The 15,067-nt window shown below is 45.0% G+C and carries 13 protein-coding genes and 1 pseudogene; 3 read left to right on the plus strand and 11 right to left on the minus strand.

Annotated elements, in window-relative coordinates:
- Positions 1-4 precede the first annotated feature (4 nt).
- The 3 genes from ACSU1N_RS00120 to ACSU1N_RS00130 all read right to left on the minus strand — a co-directional run bounded on the left by ACSU1N_RS00120 (position 5) and on the right by ACSU1N_RS00130 (position 1,645).
- Positions 5-832, minus strand: coding sequence for a QueT transporter family protein (locus tag ACSU1N_RS00120; RefSeq protein WP_440059602.1), 828 nt, complete (start codon positions 830-832; stop codon positions 5-7).
- Entirely contained in the window at positions 829-1,116 is a 288-nt protein-coding gene (locus ACSU1N_RS00125; RefSeq protein WP_440059603.1) for a hypothetical protein, read from the minus strand. The genes ACSU1N_RS00120 and ACSU1N_RS00125 overlap by 4 nt, the downstream gene beginning before the upstream one ends.
- Before the next feature lie 70 nt (positions 1,117-1,186).
- Positions 1,187-1,645: an NUDIX hydrolase gene (locus ACSU1N_RS00130; protein WP_440059604.1), complete on the minus strand. Its 459-nt coding sequence runs from the start codon at positions 1,643-1,645 to the stop codon at positions 1,187-1,189.
- A gap of 435 nt (positions 1,646-2,080) precedes the next feature.
- Here ACSU1N_RS00130 and ACSU1N_RS00135 point away from each other — a divergent pair, with 435 nt between their 5' ends.
- The gene (locus ACSU1N_RS00135; protein WP_440059605.1) at positions 2,081-2,794 is read left to right on the plus strand and encodes an ATP-binding cassette domain-containing protein; all 714 of its coding nucleotides are present in this window, start codon (positions 2,081-2,083) and stop codon (positions 2,792-2,794) included.
- Positions 2,763-3,953: a SufB/SufD family protein gene (locus ACSU1N_RS00140; RefSeq protein WP_440059606.1), complete on the plus strand. Its 1,191-nt coding sequence runs from the start codon at positions 2,763-2,765 to the stop codon at positions 3,951-3,953. Before ACSU1N_RS00135 ends, ACSU1N_RS00140 begins: the two co-directional genes overlap by 32 nt.
- Positions 3,954-4,002: 49 nt before the next feature.
- On the opposite strand, the pseudogene ACSU1N_RS00145 reads toward ACSU1N_RS00140, so the two are convergent.
- The 4 genes and pseudogenes from ACSU1N_RS00145 to ACSU1N_RS00160 all read right to left on the minus strand — a co-directional run bounded on the left by ACSU1N_RS00145 (position 4,003) and on the right by ACSU1N_RS00160 (position 7,865).
- Positions 4,003-5,249, minus strand: a pseudogene (locus ACSU1N_RS00145) (dicarboxylate/amino acid:cation symporter).
- A gap of 87 nt (positions 5,250-5,336) precedes the next feature.
- Positions 5,337-5,879: an LOG family protein gene (locus ACSU1N_RS00150; RefSeq protein WP_440059607.1), complete on the minus strand. Its 543-nt coding sequence runs from the start codon at positions 5,877-5,879 to the stop codon at positions 5,337-5,339.
- 258 nt (positions 5,880-6,137) lie between these two features.
- The gene (locus ACSU1N_RS00155) at positions 6,138-6,362 is read right to left on the minus strand and encodes a DUF3096 domain-containing protein (RefSeq protein WP_440059608.1); all 225 of its coding nucleotides are present in this window, start codon (positions 6,360-6,362) and stop codon (positions 6,138-6,140) included.
- 111 nt (positions 6,363-6,473) lie between these two features.
- Positions 6,474-7,865, minus strand: coding sequence for a pyruvate carboxylase subunit B (locus tag ACSU1N_RS00160; protein ID WP_440059609.1), 1,392 nt, complete (start codon positions 7,863-7,865; stop codon positions 6,474-6,476).
- A gap of 154 nt (positions 7,866-8,019) precedes the next feature.
- On the opposite strand from ACSU1N_RS00160, the gene ACSU1N_RS00165 reads away from it, so the two are divergent.
- Positions 8,020-8,784 carry a hypothetical protein gene (locus tag ACSU1N_RS00165; RefSeq protein WP_440059610.1) on the plus strand — a complete coding sequence of 255 codons (765 nt, stop codon included), beginning with the start codon at positions 8,020-8,022 and terminating at the stop codon, positions 8,782-8,784.
- A gap of 167 nt (positions 8,785-8,951) precedes the next feature.
- Here ACSU1N_RS00165 and ACSU1N_RS00170 read toward each other — a convergent pair whose 3' ends face one another.
- The 4 genes from ACSU1N_RS00170 to ACSU1N_RS00185 all read right to left on the minus strand — a co-directional run bounded on the left by ACSU1N_RS00170 (position 8,952) and on the right by ACSU1N_RS00185 (position 15,066).
- Positions 8,952-9,731: a sulfite exporter TauE/SafE family protein gene (locus ACSU1N_RS00170; RefSeq protein ID WP_440059611.1), complete on the minus strand. Its 780-nt coding sequence runs from the start codon at positions 9,729-9,731 to the stop codon at positions 8,952-8,954.
- A 151-nt stretch (positions 9,732-9,882) separates the two neighbouring features.
- Positions 9,883-11,271 carry a YeeE/YedE thiosulfate transporter family protein gene (locus tag ACSU1N_RS00175; protein ID WP_440059612.1) on the minus strand — a complete coding sequence of 463 codons (1,389 nt, stop codon included), beginning with the start codon at positions 11,269-11,271 and terminating at the stop codon, positions 9,883-9,885.
- Positions 11,272-11,832: 561 nt separating this feature from the next.
- Entirely contained in the window at positions 11,833-14,190 is a 2,358-nt protein-coding gene (locus ACSU1N_RS00180) for a plasma-membrane proton-efflux P-type ATPase (RefSeq protein ID WP_440059613.1), read from the minus strand.
- A gap of 390 nt (positions 14,191-14,580) precedes the next feature.
- Positions 14,581-15,066 carry an AAA-associated domain-containing protein gene (locus ACSU1N_RS00185; RefSeq protein ID WP_440059614.1) on the minus strand — a complete coding sequence of 162 codons (486 nt, stop codon included), beginning with the start codon at positions 15,064-15,066 and terminating at the stop codon, positions 14,581-14,583.
- Position 15,067 lies beyond the last annotated feature (1 nt).

Here is a 15,067-nt window from a genome sequence, read left to right on the forward strand (position 1 = left end):
AAAATTAGCCTATTCTATCCTTCCAGTACAAGCCTCTCATCTTAATAGGTGGATACAGTAGGAAGCCTAGTATCGGGGTAATTGTTGATGTAACGATTGCGTCGTTGAATATAACCCATGGCGCGAACCATCCCCATATCAATGTCCTCGGCAATCCTATAACAGGTTCTAGAGCATCCAGCCACCACGATATGTATAATGCGACGTAAACGCTACCGACTACAGCACCCCATATGTAGTATTCGATTATACTCCTGGGAGTCCTAAAGCTATGATCCTTCATTAATTTATACGGGATATACGCTATCATGAAATTGCCTATGAACCCTCCTATACTACCAATGCTTAAATAACCTGTCAGCGCGTCCGCTATGAAATTACCTATAGCCGTCCCCAGCGCTCCAGGAACACCGAATAGCATCCCAAATAAGGGGGCGAGGGAATTACCAGGCCTTAGCCACGTAAAACCTGGGATAATAGGTATACCGCCTGTTGCCGCTAACGAACCACCGTATATTGCAGCAGATAAGGCTGTAACTGTAACGTCAACAGCATCCCATTTAACATTGTTTTTAACAATCCTGAAATGCCTATTTATCGTGTAGCCAGCCATCTCCATGAAGAATATCACTGTACCAATAACCCAGAGAATGCCTGATACAGTGAACCAGAAGTCGCGGCCTAGCGATATGAACGGTGCTGAAATAATCCATTGCGACCAGTTCGAAAGCCCTTTTGTTACAATATCGTAGGCGACATAGATGAAGAATGCTGCGAATAATATACCTATAATAATACTAACAACCCAGAGACCGGTCTTCTTCTCGCTCATTTCCTACCACCTCTTCTAGCAACATATACAGCAACGCCGATACCTATTATCAGGATTAGGAAACCCAGCGTTGTTGTCACGACTGGACCGGCTGAACTAGTATTCAACCCTACCGCAGCATAGAAACCCAGGTTTGAATAAATATAGTAGATTACCATAGCAATAGTCCATAAACCGCCTAAAAGGGTTATAGCAAGACCCCCTCTCTTACCAGCGGCGTAGAGTAGTAATCCGGCGATTAGTATTATAACACCTATTGATAGGAGTATTACATCCGGCGACAACACACCCACCTTGTCTTACAATATTCTATGCTATAAGAAAATATAAATTTTGAGTATTCAATTTTTTTGTCTATAACCTTATGATACTGTATCCCCCTTTAAGAAGGATTTCAGCCAGTCTCCTAGAGCTCTTTGTCACAATACTACTTGTAGCGGCCTCGTGTAAATCAAACCATCTTGCTTCGACAGCGTCTCCTCCAGGTCTCAACTCCCCTCTAATAGTATTCGGGTCAAATAATACGTCGAGTATAACATAGTGGTATTTAATCTTGTCACTTTCTTTCACAATAGATTCGGTCACCCATACTAAGCCGAGAGGCTCACCTGTCAAACCCGTTTCTTCGTAAAGCTCCCTTTTAGAGGCTTCAATAATGGATTCGCCCGCTTCAATAACCCCTCCTGGAACAGCCCATAATCCCTTGCCTGGAGGATACCCTCTCTTAACGAGGAGTATCATACCGTTTTTTACTACAACACACCCTACAGAAGCAATAGCATGACTAGGGTACATCCTGCTGTTATATCCCACTACGGACATCACCGGTCTTATCTTAACCCACATCCGGCTAAAATAGGAGTCATGCTCGTAGCCTCCAGTCTTTAAACAAACCGGGACATTCCGCTAGGGCATGGCATCTAGAATCCGAGACTACGGGAAGAAGCCCCTCACGAACCAGTAAAGGTCGACGCTCCTATGTTCTATAAAGTTACTATTTTAATAGTTTTTAGACTAAAGAATCTCAGCTTTCAATACCGCTGACGTATCAGCTCAACTTGCACTATGCTATATGAGATAACACTGCTAGTGCCTCTGAAATTTACGAGAAATGAAAATAGGCTTCTCGGAGAGGCTTTATCACGATTAAAATACCAAATAGAGAGGTGGATTTGGTGGGATACGTTGATGGATCTTAATCAGATTTATTATTCTCAAGTGGGTTTATAGAATTGAGAAGGTGTGTTGATGAGTATTCTGGTAGTCGATAATATTAGGGCTGAGGCGGGAGGGAATATTGTTGTACAGGATGCTAGGCTAGAGATAGGGGTTGGCGACGTAGTCTTCCTGCTAGGCCCCAACGGCTCTGGTAAGACTTCTCTTATCAGGACTATTATAGGATACCCCGGGTACAGGGTTTTATCAGGCAGGGTCCTATTCGAAAACGAGGATCTAACGGATAAGCCTATGGAGTATAGGGTAGAGAAGGGTCTTGGGGTAGCGCACCAGTTTCCGCCTAAACTAACCGGTCTAAGAGTTAGCACCCTGCTCGAGAGCATATGTAGGAGGAAGGGGTGTTCTGTTAGTGAAATTGCTGAAGCAACCAATATATCAAACCTGTTGGAGAGAGAGTTCGGGAAATCCTTCTCCGGAGGAGAGCTCAAGAGGGTTGAGCTAGCCACGCTCCTAGCTTTAAAGCCTAAGGTAAGCCTCATAGACGAGCCTGATAGCGGTGTCGACGTGGACTCTATTAAGATAATAGGAGACGTGATCAAGAGGTTGATCGATTCGTCTCCCTATAAGGCGGCTCTGATAGTGACGCATACTGCTATGATCGCGAAATATGTGCAACCGACGAAAATCTGCCTGATGCTGAACAAGAGGATCGAGTATTGTGGGGGACCCGAACTTCTAGGCGAGGTGTTCGAGCATGGTTTCAAGACAGTGGCTAGAAGAGATTAAGAGCAGAGCTAGGAGTGCTTTATCTAAGCCGGCCCAATACGGGGAGGATATCGATCTAGGTTCTTTCAGCGAAGCTGTTGGAGAAGGCGTTCTCGACCTCGAGAGAGCAGGGGAAGTAGGGTTCAACCCCTCGAGTAGAGCCTACTACATCCAGGTAGACCAGAACTATATAAAGTACTTGAGCAGGTTCAGCGGGGTCGAAATAATGTCTATAAGGGAGTTCGTAGAGAACAGGCCCGACGAAGCCCGGGACTACTACTGGAGGCTTGTAGACCCAGGGCAGGACAAGTATACTGCTATAGCAGCTCTATTAGAGAGAGGCGGCTACTATATCAGGGTTAAGAAGAATACTAGAGTCGAAGACCCTATTATGGCATGCCTCTTCCTGAGCACTAGAGGGATCCAGGCTCCTCATAATATCGTTATAGCTGAGAAAGGCAGCGAGGTCATTGTATGGACTGGATGCACAATAGCGCCCGAAGTGATTGGGTTACACGTGGGTATATCGGAATTCTATATTGAGGAGAGAGCAAAACTTACGTTCATCATGATCCATGCCTGGAACAGAGCATCGCATGTGAGGCCGAGGACTGGCGTACTAGTAGGCGAGGACGGATACTATTTAAATTATTATGCTAACCTCTCGAGCGTGAAAACCCTCCAGGCTTACCCGGTTGTAATCCTGAAGGAGGGGGCTAGAGCCGGCTTATACTCAGTGATCCTAGGGTCTGGCGAATCATCTATAGACTACGGGGGGCTGGTATACCTGGACGGTGAAGAGTCTAGTGCCGAAGTCGTTTCGAAAGCCCTAGCCAGAGATAGGGCGAAGGTTATCACCAGAGGCAGGCTCCACGGGAGGGGTAGAGGGGCTAGAGGCCACTTAGAGTGTAGAGGGCTTATGCTATCAGGCGAGAGCTTCATGCTAGCAATACCCGAGCTATCCTCTGAGACCATGGAGGCTTCTCTAACACACGAGGCTTCTATCGGTAGGCTTGCCGAAGAAGAAATCAACTATTTAGTGAGCAAAGGTTTTACAAGAGACGAGGCTGTAGGCCTCTTGGTCAAAGGATTTGTAAGCATCGACGAGAGAATATTCCCGGCCAAGGTAAGGAGTGTTATCAGTAGCGTCGAGAAACTCCTCGTAGAGAAATCGGTGTGATCCTACGACTCTATATATTAAACAGGAGGATGGGGGAATACTTAAAAAATCAGATCTGTGGCTGGAGCTTTTCTCCTATAATCCTAGTTAACAATACTGTGCAAGCGTTATCCCCGCTAGCGTTGATCGCTGTTCTAATAGCATCGGCTATAGGGTCGATCACCATCATGATCGCTATACCTTCAAGGGGTAGCCCGACTGTTGCTAAGACGTAGGCTAGCATGATAGTCCCGCCGCCTGGTATAGCAGCTGTAGCAACACTACCTATCGTAGCTGCTGCTATGATTAAACCGACCTGGTATGGCTGTATCGGTATACCGAATAACTGGGCTATGAACATAGCGCTTAAAGCCTGGTAGATCGCTGTACCATCCATATTGACCGTAGCGCCGATCGGTAGAGTAATATTGTATATCTCGGGCGGGACGCCCATCTTCCTAGAAGCCTCCATATTATAAGGTAGTGTTACGGCACTAGACCTTGTTGTGAAAGCTATGAGGAACGGAGTTAGCTGTGCTTTAAAGTATTTCACCGGGTTGAGGCCGCCGAGTGCTACGAGGATTGAGTATATTACGAAGAAGTGCATTAGGGTAAAGGAGTATTGGGCTACTAGGAATTTACCGTATGCGCCGAGCATAGCAGCACCGTACTCGCTCATAAGCCAGGTCGCGTAACCGAATATCGCTAAGGGAGCGTAATACATTATAATCCTTACGAAAGCTACTGTCAGATCGCTTCCGATCTTCAGGTAGTTCGCGATCTTCCTTCCTTCCTCGCCGAGGAGTAGAGTCGATGCTCCTAGGATCATCGCGAATATTATCATAGTCATAGAGCCTCCTACTGTGAGAACACTGCTGAAATCTAGCTGGAAGAATGACAGAAGTATATCGACCCCGGACGGGGGTGTCGGAGGCTTATAGGTAGCGGGAGGCTTGAGGCCTACTCCTACGCCGGGCTGGAATAGTAAGCCTGCTAGATACCCCAGAAAGCTGCTAGGATCGAGGTGCCTATATATAGCACTAGCATCCAGAACAGGATTATCCCAAGCCTTCTAGCACTTGCGATCGAAGCAGTTGCCGCGGCTATCGTAAACATTATTAGTACAGGTATTATGATCCTTATGAGCCTGACGAAAATATCTCCTAGAGCTTTAAACCATACATCTACACTGGCTCTAGCTGTAGTATTAGGGATAGCAATTGTCAGGAGCCAGCCGACGAGAAGTCCTAGTAGGAACGCTATTAGAATCGCTATTAGTAATCTATACCCAGTAGGGGGTCTCGCCGTATAACACACCCTGTATATATGTTTTATATGTAAAACTTATAAGGTTTTATAAATATTGCTAACATGTACGATTTATACACATATTAGATTTCCCGATCAACCATAGATCCTCTTGGCTAGACTAGTCCTCCTATACTCTTCCGTACACAAGTCGTTGACAAGTGCATCTATGCTATCGTATTTCTTTATCGGCGCCAGCCTCCTATCGTCTAAGTACTCCGGCCAATCCCTCATACTATCTGTTGGATAGCCTGTTCCTATGAGAACGTAGACGGGCCTGCCTTCCGTGTAGGCTGTAACCGCCTCCTGCATGCAGCCGGAGCCGCCTCCTAGCACCACGAGGGCATCGGATGTCCTCGCTAGTACGACACTCCTCCCTCTGAAAGACAAGCCTGTTTTAACAACTATCGCACCATCAGGGAAGTCTGTATCTTCTTCTTCGACGGGTGGCAAGATTACTACTGTGAAACCCTGCGACAATGCCTCGTCTACAACTATCCTCATCAAACCCCAGTAGCCGCCGACTATAATCCTATGTTTTAAACCGCATCTCTCTTTCAATAGCCTGATAAAACTCCTCGCGGCCGAGACCGCTTTAGGATTAGGCTCTCCGCTATGCGCAGCAATACCTATATACATAGAGTATCACTCTACTATTCTCTACTGGGTTTATTTACCTAAATACATGAAGAATAACGGCACTATCCAAGCAGACGAATTATGCTAGAGGGATGCGGCTACCTCACCAGTAAAATGCCGGTAATCAGTACCGTGGCCTATATCGGTATAAATAACTCTTTCAAATAGTGCGTTGTAATAATTCAGGATATAGTAGGTTGGATATGGCTGGGTATTGAGAAGCCTGGGAAAAAATGATACGTGGGTAAACAGGAGTGGTCAGCTAGCCGACGCCAGTCTCTTGACGCTCTTCGACCTGGAATACTCGTCTACTATTACCAGTATACCGTTTATTATAAGATACAGGGCTATTAGGTAGATTAGTAGCTCCGGGAGTAAGAGGATTATTATACCGAAAATTATCATTAGAATACCGATTGTAATCCTCGACGCGCTAATCCCCAGGTATTTCTGGAGTAGTTCTCTCGTCTTCTCTTCTGCCATTCGCCCACCTATATTAATTAGTAACCTTGTAAAATAAAAAAGTTTTCTAACTTCCGCGTAATTCACGCTAGTTGGAACCCTCTAGGTCATTTTTATAAAATATTATAGTAGCTATACACCAAGTACCGAATCCCATAGTTCTTCAACAGCTTTCTCGATCTTGTTTTTCTGCCTGGTTTTCGATTTCTCGAAGAATTCGAGAGCTAGGTCCGGGAATATACAGTATGTGACGACGTCTTCCTCGCTAGGGTTGAAGCCTTTCTCTAATAGTTCTCTCCTACAGTCTTCGAGAGCCGGCTTGAGCAGGTCGGCCGGCCTCACATCAATTGGTTTCTCGCCTTTCAATACAGCCTCGATAATCTCCTGTTTAATCGGGGCCGGGGGCCTACCGTACAACCCTTTAACGTAGTCGCGTACCTCTTTAGTTACAACCACATACCTCCCGTTGATAACGTTCAGGAAAGCCTGGGCGCCAACGATCTGCGAGGTAGGTGTTACTAGGGGAGGCCAGCCTAGGTCTTCTCTAACCCTCCTAACCTCTTCTAAAACCTCTTTAAGCCTGTCTTCAGCATTCATCTGCCTGAGTTGCTGCAGGAAATTACTTATCATGCCTCCCGGGATCTGGTGTTCTAGAACATTAGGGTCTGGCATAAAGATTTTTACATCGAGAAGGCTCTTATATTTCGTGAACAGTATCTTCTCTAGGTAAGCCGAGATCTCTCTTATAACATCCATGTTGACCCTAGGCCTTAACTCAGGTGGTAGAGCGTAGTAGAGGGACTGGATACCCGGCTGACCGCTTCCAAAGGCTAGCGGGCTGATAGAAGTATCTACGAAATCCGCTCCTGCTTCAACCGCTTTCACGTAGTTTGCTATCGCTAGGCCGCCTGTGAAATGACTATGGACGTCTACAGGTATCTTCAGCCTGCTCTTAATCTCCTTCACGAGGTTAAAACATGTGTAAGGGTCTAGTATACCAGCCATGTCTTTAATCACTATATGGTCTACTTCAAGCGAAGCGATCTCCTCGGCTAGCTTCAAATAGTATTCTAGAGTGTGAACCGGGCTCACGGTATATGTTATAGTACCCTGCACGATTGCGCCGAGGCGTTTAGCCTTCCTTATACTCGTAGCCATATTCCTTACATCGTTTAAAGCGTCGAAAACCCTGAACACGTCTATCCCATTCTTATAGGACAACTCTACAAATTTCTCTACAACATCGTCGGGGTAGTGCCGGTATCCGACAAGGTTCTGGCCTCTAAGCAGCATCTGGAGCTTTACCCTCCTAACCCTCTCTCTTATAAGCCTTAATCGTTCCCACGGATCCTCTTTCAAATACCTCAGCATCACATCGAAAGTAGCCCCGCCCCACATCTCGATACTGTAGAAACCAGTCTTGTCGATCAGGTCTAGGATAGGTATCATATCCTCGGTCTTTAGACGTGTAGCGATAAGGGACTGGTGTGCATCCCTTAGAGTCGTATCAACGATCTCTACCATTAGAACCCAGCCCTGGCGTGGTTCGATTATTAAAACTTTGAGATAATTATGCTATCCTAGGTATTTTAAATTGGCTACATTGTGTCTAGTGCCCGAAGAATACTGTATTGAATATTTAGATGGAAAAGGCATTAGCCAGCCCCGAATCAACCATTTGCTATCTGTTCTCAAGACCCAGGTAGCCGTTGGCCGCTTAAGGATTGTCTCCAGCTGGAATACTAGGTTATTTTTTGTAATACTACTCCTCTACCTATTAAGGCTTAGGAGACTAGACCTAGTACTGATACCGGTTGATAGAGACTCGAGGAGGTTGAGCTTCGTTGAGAGAGCCCTTTTCAAAACTATCTTATCGTTCGCTAGCAGACGAATAATTGTCGACGCGGTGGTCTTCTCAATCTACGACTACGCGTTCCTATCACGTATCAGCAGAGTAAATGTCAGTATAGATAAACGGGTTATCGCAACAAGACCCTCTACAGTGTTCAACCCTTACCCGAAGACGTTAGCAATAGCTCTACTCAACACAGGTACTATCCTAGGAGAAGAATTCGAGAAGCTGGTTGAATTCTTAGTAAGGAACCGTATAGGGCTCCTACTAATCGTCTCTACAACACCCAGAAAGCCTATAATGAGCTTTAACACCGCCAATATTGTTACAACAAGCTTTGAAGATATTGCCTGGTCTGTCAGCCTATGCGTTATTATCGGAGAAGGATACTACCCTAACATTATGGCATCGACATGTGTTGAAAACAGGAGGCCTGTAGTATCCCTGTTCAAGCCAGGCATAATTATCGAGACGAGACTCTCTAGAGCGGTTAAAACCGCATTTGCCGCGACATTCGAAGGCTTAACCAATACCATATTAGAGACGATCAATAGGTTAGATGACATCAAAAAACTATTTATACAAGACTAGACTACTCGAGGAGAACTACCGGATACTCTTCCTAAAACGGTTTAAACCAGGATGTGCTGAAAAAGCCTTCTATATAGCTCAGTAATTATAATGGTTTACCGGCGGGAAGCAGGTTATCTAATCACATAGCTGGAAATAGATTAGTCGGCTGCATTCAGTAATATATATTACAGGATCGCGGAGAAATTCATGTACAGCATGTAGATTGCTACAATAATTAGAACTATCGCAAAGATTCTCGTAAGGAGTCTTCTGGAAAGCCTAGACGCGAGGTAGGCTCCAAGCCAGCCTCCGAAGACGCCGCCTGCTATATAGAGTGCCGAGATAAAAAGGTTGAGTTCACCGCTCATGAAATACCTTACCGCTGTCAACAACCCAAATAACCCCACGGATAATAGTGAAGTCCCAACCGCCTGCAATATGTTTAAAGCACCGGCATATATCAGCCCTGGCACTATTAGGAAACCGCCGCCGATGCCGAAATACCCGGATAAGAAGCCGACTAGAAACCCTATTGACAATAATTTCAGAATCGATCCTTTATGCCTTGGTTCTACAGCAGCTTCTACACATTTCTTTTTCAACATGTATACTGCGATAGCGATCATTAATATAGCGAAGATGAATAATAGTTTTCTACCAGGGGTTAAAAGACCTAGCTCCGCGCCTATCCATACACCTGCCAACCCGGGAATACTGAATAAAAACCCTTTCCGGAAATCTACGTGTTTCCCCCTAGCGTGCGGCACCAGGTTTAGGAAAGCGTTGATACTTACGGCTAGAGCAGTAGTGCCTATCGCTTTATGAGGGTTGCTGAATCCAACCAGATAAATAAGCAGCGGTATAGCGAGTATCGAACCTCCCCCACCTACCAAACCCAGGGAGAACCCGACTATCAAACCGGAGATTACTGATAGAACCATTTGGAGAACTGTTAGGTCGAACATACTGACTAAAAACCTCCTACTTAATTTTTACATGGGCTATTGCTATAGTATATCTACACGATGGGATTTAAATTACACTACCAAACTATTAACTAGTTCGATTTTTGGCTAATGAATTTTCGTAATAAATATCGTGTGGAAAATTAAAAAATCATCTATATCCTATTTTGTTGATTTTTAACCGCATAACTCCGTAGAGTACGATCCAAGAGCCTATGAGCACCATGATCATGAAGACAAAGCTTGATACAGCCATCTGTATATTACCGCTGAGGATGTGCCCTGAAGCACAGCCGTTAGCCATTCTAGCTCCGAAGAGTACTAGGTAGGCTCCTATGAAAGAACCTAGCGCTCTCTTCGCCTCGCTGGATCCAAACCTCCGCTCCCAGACTTTCGGGATTTGTCTTTTGAAACTCATGAATCTCTTCGATAATAGAGTAGCTGATATAAGACCGCCTAGGAAAGTGCCGAGGTCCGAGAACGGCTCCCACCCGATCTCGCTGAACGGATCATTTACGGGGACCCCGTTTACTAAACGCATACCGCCGAATAGCTGGAAATACGGGTTTGAAGCAGCCCATACAGGGTTTATGAGATACGATAATTGCGCGCCTATCCATGCGTATGTAGTAGACTCGCCGAATATTTGACGCAGTATTATAACTGCTACAGCTGTAATCGTGAATGCTAGCCCTAAAAACGTCACATATCTTGCGTTCCATATACTGCTTTCATTCGTAATACGTATTACGAAGGATCTCGCATTAGGGTATTTCTCCCTCTCTTCTTCGATTAACTCCTCGAAACGGACTACTTTCTTGCTCAGACCAAGGAGATGGAATAGGCAGCTGTCTCTTACTTTCATGCCTGGATATCTCGGCAGTAAAAAGAAGAGCATTACCATTATTAATCCGAAAACCAGCGATACTTCGAATATACCAATCTTGGAACTAACCCCAAATACGCTTGCCCAGGTTACCGGGCCAAAGTTTAAAGTATCCCAGAAAAATCCCTTTACTGATCCGAATATAACAGACCATGTAAATGCTCCTAGTAATCCCCCTAGTAAAGCGTATACAGCGTCTCTACGGCCTTGACCTAAAGCGATCAATACCGTGCCTGGGAAGTAGCCTGCTAATCCGACGCCTATACCGAATATCAGACCGCCTACGATTATCCCGGGTATGAAAAAGCTTTTAATCACGAAGTTAGGGCTTGGTACTATCAGGTTAAGCCCGTAGAGTAGTATAGCACCCAAGCCTATTGCGAAGCCAAAACAGACCATCAGGAACCTGTCCTGGAACGCCATAACCCTAAACAACGTATCAGGGTCTGAAAAGTTCCAGAGTTCCAGGGGGATCGCTAACAAGATTCCAGCAATTATACCAATCCACAAGGGTGCTTTATACTCGTGTAGTACAATCTGCATATATATTCCTCCGAAGAGCATAAGAAGCGAAACTATAAAGAGTATTACCGTAGCTACTAGGAGTATTCTCACATCTCTTTTCTCCTTATCAGATTCTGCTTCCAACACCATGGCTTTACACCTTTTCCTAAAAAACTAATTATGCTTAAAATTTTAAAAAGCTTTCGTTAACCCAAACTAAATCAATAGTCCAGCCACACTTACACATGTTTTCTGTAGCGTTGGTTCAGGAAAATAGAAACGAGTATGATCGCGGTTAGACAAGCAGCTTGATAACAACACTGTTCTGGTAAGCGAGTTTAAACAATGGCTGTAAAAGAGATGCGTTTCAAATCGGAATGTATGAAAAGACTACTGTTCAAGGAGTTGGAGCACATTTCTATTCATTATGAGACTCGGACTACCAGTCAACGACATCTGAACTAATGGGAGAAAAACTACTTCAAGAAAGAGATTATTTTATGAGAGATACAGAACCGGTTGTTGCCGGAGAATACTCTGCCTCGGGAGGAGGCTGATTAGTCTTCGAAAGCCGACCCCAGCACTGGGGAATACAGGCTCTTTCACCGGCGAATGAGATAATGAGGGAACGCTAGTTCTCTATTGATAGATCCGAATAATCCCTATTACCCATTTGTATAACTGTTGAAGATCGTGGCAAAAACCAACTATCTAAACATAGCCGAATCTCCTATAGACCATTATCTTCAAAACATCTGTTAGTACCAGTGTGATCGAGACCGAGTATAGGAAGCCTACAAGCACCGCGTTCGATGGGATAGCCGGTATTACCCATCCGTAGTAGACTAGTAGTGTTCCGGCTATAATATCGAGGAGTATCGAGAGCGATACCGGTAGGCTGGGTTTACTACTCCAGAACCATCCCGTCTCCCTGAAGTTGAGGATATTGAATAAACCGGATAGTAGGAGTACGTAGAATACGAATGTCCTCACTTGGTCCATTGTGAGTGGAAGGTAGTATAATCCTATATAGAGAGCTATGAACAACTCGACTATCTTGACAAAGCCTAATATTATGGATATCGAGATAAGCTTCCTGATATTCCACCTCTCGGGCCTAGTACTAGGCCTGAGCCTATCGGTTGAGATAGATAAGGTGACGAAATCGTATAGGAATAGCATTAGGATCATATGGGTAGGGGTTAGGACTGGGAGTCCGAGTAGTAACGTCGATATTGCTACGAAGTAGACTATTTGGAAGGTTTTGACGATCTTATTGATAGACCATACTACGATCCTCCTATAGATCACTCTCCCCAACCGGATGATATCGATTATATTTTTCAAACCCGGCTGGGTGAGGACTATGGACGCAGACGATTTGGCAATATCCGTAGCATTGCTGACTGCTACACCTAGGTCTGCTTTCTTAAGCGCTGGAGCATCGTTGACACCATCACCGGTCATTCCTACAGTATGTTTTTTCGCCTGTAGAGCAACTACTATATCGTACTTGTCTTCAGGTATTACCTCTGCGAAGACGCCTACCTCATCTACTAAACGAGGTATCTCGTCTTTAGGCATTCCTTTCAATGAAACAACCTTACCGCTTATACCAACCATGTTGGCAACAGCCCTTGCTACGTGGACGTTATCGCCTGTGATCATGATAGGTTTAACACCTAGATCTTTGATCTCTTTAATAAATAAGGGGGAGTCGTCGCGCGGCTTATCGTACAAGCCTATTAAACCAATAATCCTGAAAACACCGTCCTCTTCTACCCCTACCGCTAGCGGCCTCTCGCCCCTCTCACTGATCTCCCGAATCAGCTTCTCAAACATTTCTTTATCAATACCCTGATCGAGTTCTTCGAGTACCTGGGGCGCTCCTTTAACAGCTTTAAATGTTGAACCACGGTATTTCACTAAGGCCTCAGTCCTCTTGGTTTCAGGGCTGAAAGGCTTGAACTCGATTACCTCGAAATCCTTCTTCGAGATATTCATTTCCTTTGCTTTCTCTACAACAGCTTTATCTATCGGGTCTTTACTATCTTCCTCCGAGGCGAGAAGCGCGTAGAGTATTATATCGCTAGGCTTAACGTTATCGTTTAACGGGATAATGTCTTTGACCACGATCCTGTTCTCTGTAATAGTACCTGTCTTATCTAGGCATATAACATCCATCATTGAACCAGCTTCTATCGCCTCGAGCCTCCTCACTATAACGCCTGCTCTCGCAAGCTCGACACTACCGAGTGCCAACGTTATTGTTGTCATCGCGGGGAGGGCTATAGGTATTGAAGCAATAAGTAGCGTGAGAGCGAAGGGGAGTAGGTCTAGGATGCTAATCCTGCTTACAATTAGTTTCAACGCTACAATTACTATGAGGAATATATCGACTGCTAGTAGGCCTTTCGTAATACTACTCGTTATCTCCTCGATCAAGAGCCTCGGCTTACTGACCTGGACTAGTTCAACCGTCTTGCCGAAGCGTGTAGAGACTCCTGTAGCAGTCACCTTGACAATAGCCTCTCCTCTCAAGACGGAACTGCCAGCGTAAACTTTATCGCCCGGGTTTTTATCGACAGGTAGCGACTCGCCTGTTAGAGCTGATTCGTCTACTAGCAGGTGCCCTGTTACCAGCTCCCCGTCAGCTGGGACGATATCGCCAAGCCTTAGTTTTATAATATCGTCTGGGACTATGTACTCTGCCGGAACCTCCTTCCAAACCCCGTCTCTTAAAACCCTGGCATTAACCCTGAGCCTAGATTTCAATAATTCAACAGCTTTCTCAGCTCTAAACTCATGGATAACCCCTATCACCGCGTTAACCATTAGTAGAGCTATCATGACCGTGAAATCAACATACCTCCCTAGCAGGAAGGATATTACAGCCGCTACCTCTATGGTATAGGGGGTTAGACCAGTGAATTTACGTAGAAACGTCTTTACAAGGCTCTCCTTCTTCTCGGGCACAATATTCAGTCCGTATCTATGGATTCTCTCCTCGACTTCGGCAGAGGTTAACCCTCTCAAGCCTGCGGCCATCTCGATCCTCCTAGCTGTCAATACGTTGGCAACTGCTATCTGTCTAATCCGGTTTCGAACTCAAAAGCCTAATGTATTGTTTTAAATTTCATGATAATATATTATCTGATGACTTCCCCGGTATTAACATCTTATAAATCTACTATTCCCTATCGGTGATCTGCTTGATGGGATTAGAGAGCTTGGTAAGACGCTAGGGACGAGTCCTCCTATAAGCAGCTATATGTACAAGTGAGGATTTAATCGTATCATAGACATAATCCTAAAAAATCGTTAGATACTTGAGACATGCGAACACTGGGGACGTCTGCGAAAGCTTTTGAGCACGATGTAGCACTAAGACGTATGTGCAAAGATGGTTCTGAATGAATGAAAATATGAATCAATATAAGACCTGAACCTCTAACGTATTCAGCGAATTACTTCTATATACTCATCGTTTACATCCATTTTAAACAAACCTAGGAATGCGCCCCATAGTAAAATATTCTTCTTGGCTTCTTCGAGGTGGAGGTAGTAGAATCTCGACAAGACGTCTACGAATTCCTCGACGCTAATCCTCTTTGCTTTCTCAAGTATTTTAAGTAGTGTTTTCAGAGGCTCTATTTTCCTAGCGTTTTCTTTAAGGATCTTCTTCACGTTCTTCACATTCCCTTTAACAACTCTTTCGCCCAGTTCTGAGAGAGTGAGCTCACCGTTTTTACTATATGTTAGGAGGCCTAAGGCTTCGGCAACATCTATTACATGAGGTAGTACATCTACGTTCTCGCCTAGTATATCGCCTAGGAACATAGGGTCTGCTCTACCACCTAGGCTGTAGAGTGCCTCGAGGAACCCTAGTAAATGGTCTGGGGTAAGGTAGTGTGGTAGGACTACTTCTCTCACTTCTTGTGACAAT

It is taken from the genome of Thermogladius sp. 4427co (genome assembly GCF_051933805.1).
Lineage (GTDB): Archaea > Thermoproteota > Thermoprotei_A > Sulfolobales > Desulfurococcaceae > Thermogladius.